Annotated in this window: 3 protein-coding genes; 1 reads left to right on the forward strand and 2 read right to left on the reverse strand. The window is 68.4% G+C overall.

Annotation, left to right across the window (positions count from 1 at the left end):
* The coding region (locus ABTZ43_RS17125) for an FAD-binding protein (RefSeq protein WP_350539633.1) at window positions 1-458 on the reverse strand (458 nt) is incomplete at its 3' end.
* A gap of 72 nt (window positions 459-530) precedes the next feature.
* On the opposite strand from ABTZ43_RS17125, the gene ABTZ43_RS17130 reads away from it, so the two are divergent.
* Window positions 531-1,463 carry a LysR family transcriptional regulator gene (locus ABTZ43_RS17130; protein WP_056412844.1) on the forward strand — a complete coding sequence of 311 codons (933 nt, stop codon included), beginning with the start codon at window positions 531-533 and terminating at the stop codon, window positions 1,461-1,463.
* Between the two features lie 52 nt (window positions 1,464-1,515).
* On the opposite strand, the gene ABTZ43_RS17135 is transcribed toward ABTZ43_RS17130, so the two are convergent.
* A partial coding sequence (locus ABTZ43_RS17135; RefSeq protein WP_502885433.1) for a pectate lyase-like domain-containing protein occupies window positions 1,516-2,926 on the reverse strand: 1,411 nt, incomplete at its 5' end.

Below are 2,926 nucleotides of genomic sequence, written 5' to 3' on the forward strand. Positions count from 1 at the left end.
TCGAGCTGCTCGGCCTTGGCCACGAGGGTGCGCTGGATCTCGAGGCCGGTGTAGTCGCCGGCGAAGGCCGTGCGGCGGAAGGTGTGGGCGCCGAAGAACCGCTGCGAGATGCGGCCGTCGTCCTCGCGGGCGAAGTCCATGCCCCAGCGCTCGAGATCACGGATGCCTCGTTCGGCCCCCTGCGTCACGATCTCGACCGTGTGCGGGTTGGCGAGCAGGTAGCTCTCCTTGATGGTGTCGGCGGCGTGCTGCTGCCAGCTGTCGGCCTCGTCCATGGTTCCGAGAGCGGCGTTGATGCCACCGGCGGCGAGCGAGGTGTGCGCATCCTGCCGCGGACGCTTGCCGACCGCGAGCACGTCGACGCCGTGCTCGGCGATCTCGATCGCCGCCCGGAGCCCCGAGCCTCCCGTGCCGATGACGAGGACCGTGGTGGAGATCTGCCGTTCGCGTGAGGTCATGGGCACAACGCTAGTTAGGACATCCTCATGCCGTCCAATGCATAGTTCTGCTCGTATCGATAGACTGAAAGTATGAACCTCGAGCAGCTCCGCGGGTTCGTCGAGGTCGCCCGCCTCGGCCACTTCACGCGTGCATCCGAGTACCTGCACCTCGCCCAGCCCTCGCTGAGCAGGCAGATCTCGACCCTCGAACGCGAACTCGGCGCGGAGCTGTTCCACCGCGCGCGCGGCCACATCGCGCTCACCGCCGCCGGCGAGGCGCTGCTCCCCCGCGCTCAGCGGATGCTCGCCGAAGCGGAGGCCATCCGCGACGAGATGGGCGAGCTCGCCGGGCTCCGACGCGGACGCGTGCGCCTCGGTGCTCCCCCGACCCTGTGCATCAGCCTCGTCGCCGAGGCCATCAGCGCGTTCCATGCGGCCCACCCCGGTGTCGACCTGCACCTGGACGAGAGCGGGTCACGGCTTCTCGTCGATCAGCTCGCGGTCGGCGCCGTCGACATCGCGCTGATCACCGAGTCGACGGGCCCACCCCCGTCGGGATTCAGCCTGACGCGCATGCCTCTGCTCACCGAGGAGTTGGTCGTGGTCTCCGCGGCATCCCAGCCTCCCGTCGCGATCACCCCCGCGATCGGCCTCGAGCACCTCGCCACGCTTCCGCTGATCGCCCTCGACGAGACCTACGAGCTGCGCGCGACCACCGACGCGGCCTTCCGCTCTGCGGGCATCACCCCGAAGCACGTCCTCGAGGGGGCGGAGATGGATGCCGTGCTCCGCTTCGTCGAACGAGGAGTGGGCGTCGCCGTCGTGCCCGCGATGGTGCTGTTCGACCAGCCGGCGTTGCGCTCGGTGCGGCTGACGCACCCGATGATGCGGCGCACCGTGAGTCTCGCGCACCGCGCGGACGTCACCCCCGCGGTCGCCGTCGCCGCGATGCGCGATGTGATCCTCACCACCGCCGCCGACTACGCGCGACGAGACCCCGCGATCACCAGCCTGCTCGACTGAGAGCGTCGACCGGTGACGGGGATGCCCCCGGCCCCGGAGGCATCCCCGACCCTCAGCGGAGATCGAAGGTGAAGGTCTTCGCGTTGCCGGCGACGTCGTAGGCGACGAGCGTGTTGGTTCCCCGCACGGCGCCGAACACGCCTGGCCTGATGCCGTTCACGTCCGACCAGGCATCGTTCACGAGGTCTTTGACGACGCCGTTGATGGTGACCTTGTCGATCTTGCCCGCATCGTGCAGTTTGACGCTCACCCTGTCGTAGACGCCGCCGCTCTCCACCGTGAACTGGGCCCCCGACTTCACCGTGACGGTCGGTGGAAGGACATCGCCGGGAACCGGCACATTCCCGGGATACTGCTGGACGACGGACGTCCCGAAGCCTCCGACCAGCGCGGCGCCCTGGTCGTTGACGACGTGACTGATCGAGCCGTTGCCTGCGAGGAAGACCGAGACCATGTTGTGCAGCTGCACCCCGTTCCGCAACGGCACCTGGATCGCGGATTCGACGTCGATCGGTGCGCCCGAGGTGAAGAACGAGTAGACGCCCAGCGCCGTCGCCGTGTGCGTGGTCACCGTATCGGCGACTCGATACGAGGCATAGCCGTTCCGCGAGCCGTCCATCCAGTCCGCCTGGGTCGGTGGGTCATAGGGAAGCTCGCTCTGATAGAAGAAGGTGCTGCCGCCGTTCCCGTTCCAGATCACCTGGTTCTTCTGATAGTGCTCGACGAACAGTCCCCATGCCGAGACGTCATCGCCGTTCACCACGAGACCGTGGTCGCCCCGGTTCGAGTCCCACGCGGCGCCCGCGCCGTGATCTGCGCGCCACATCCAGATGTGGTCGATGATGACGTCGTCGCTGTTGACCTCGAGGGAGGTGACCGCGCTTCCCTCCCGTGCGCCGCCGATGCGCACATAGACGTCCTGGATGCTCGTGGGGTTCGCCGCATGATCCCCCGAGGCGCCCCGATCGCTGACCCGGATCAGGACGTCGGATTGCGGAACACCCGCTTCGACCGTGAATCCGGCGAGTCGGACGCCGTCGACGTCGGCGACCTCGACGGCGGCTTCGCCGGCCGTGGGCACGACGGTCGCGTATCCCATGCCCAGGACGATCGTGTCCGGGTGGGTCACCTCTATCGGAGACGAGTACTCGTAGATGCCCGGGGTGAGGATGAGGTCGCGGCCCCCGGCGAGTGCCGCGTTGATCGTCGCGATGCTGTCGTCGGGCTGTGCGATGAAGAAGTCGCCGATGGGCCGCGAGTCGCCTTCCGGCGTACCGTCCGACCAGCTCGCACCCCGGCTGTCCTGCGCGAGAGCGGGGGCGAAGACCTGCCAGTCGCCCGCGTCGTCCACGTAGAGGAACGGCTTCTCGCGGCTCACCGCCGTCGTGTCGACCGTCGTGTAGGCGGGCGAAGGGAAGGAGGTCGCCGGAGCACCCTCGACGCCGGTGAACGCCTGGTTCCAC

This window comes from Microbacterium sp. NPDC097977, from assembly GCF_040302605.1.
Classification (GTDB): domain Bacteria; phylum Actinomycetota; class Actinomycetes; order Actinomycetales; family Microbacteriaceae; genus Microbacterium.

Bases quoted from the DNA above. Each gene is read 5' to 3' on its own strand.
- ABTZ43_RS17130 (WP_056412844.1), top strand. From the start codon at position 531: ATGAACCTCGAGCAGCTCCGCGGGTTCGTCGAGGTCGCCCGCCTCGGC.